Here is a 791-nt window from a genome sequence, read left to right on the forward strand (position 1 = left end):
TGCTAACATACTGCGCATGGAACTTACGCCTGCGCAATTCGCGCGTATCGAGGATTGCCTGCCGCGGCAGCGGGGCAATGTGTCGCTGGACAACCTTCAAGTGCTCAACGCGATCCTGTTCGTGGCCGAAAATGGCTGCAAGTGGCGGGCCCTGCCCAAGCGGTTCGGCAACTGGCACACGATCTACACGCGGATGAACCGGTGGGCCAAGGCCGGGGTCCTGGATCGGGTCTTCGAGCGCATGCAGGCCGAACAGCTGGTCCGGGTGCGGCTGGAGGCGGTCAGCCTGGACAGTACGATCGTCAAGGTCCACCCGGACGGCACCGGCGCACGAAAAAAAACGGCCCGCAGGCCATCGGCCGCTCCCGCGGAGGCTGGACCACCAAAATTCATATGGCTGCCGCGGATTCCCGCTGCGCGTTAGCCTTCTCGCTTTCGCCGGGCCAGGCGGGCGATGCCCCAGCCGGTCGCGCCCTGCTGCATGCCCTGCCACCCCTGCCCGCGCGCTGCCATCTGGTCATGGATCGCGCCTACGAGGGCAATGAAACCCGGCAGCTCGCGCTGGATCTGGGCCTGGATCCGGTCGTGCCCCCGCATCCGCTGCGGGCCCAGCCATGGGCGTACAACACCGAGATCTACAAGCGCCGCAACGAAATCGAGCGCCTGTTCCGCCGTCTGAAAGGGTTCCGCCGCATCTTCAGCCGCTTCGACAAGCTCGACGTCATGTTCGCGGCCTTCATCCACTTCGCACTGATCGTCGAATCGTTGCGATAGTGTTAACAGGCCCTAGT

1 protein-coding gene is annotated in these 791 nt (G+C 64.5%); it reads left to right on the forward strand.

Features of this window, described 5'->3' with window-relative positions; genetic code table 11:
* Positions 1 to 16: 16 nt before the first annotated feature.
* Positions 17 to 774, forward strand: a protein-coding gene (locus ARC78_RS16465; protein ID WP_096144997.1) for an IS5 family transposase whose coding sequence is annotated in 2 segments (ribosomal slippage) — positions 17 to 332 and positions 332 to 774 — 759 coding nt in all. Because the reading frame shifts where the segments join, the coding sequence is not laid out codon by codon here.
* The last annotated feature ends 17 nt before the right edge of the window (positions 775 to 791 follow it).

Origin of the sequence: Stenotrophomonas pictorum JCM 9942, from assembly GCF_001431585.1 — a bacterium.
In the GTDB taxonomy this organism is placed as follows: Bacteria; Pseudomonadota; Gammaproteobacteria; order Xanthomonadales; family Xanthomonadaceae; genus Stenotrophomonas; species Stenotrophomonas pictorum.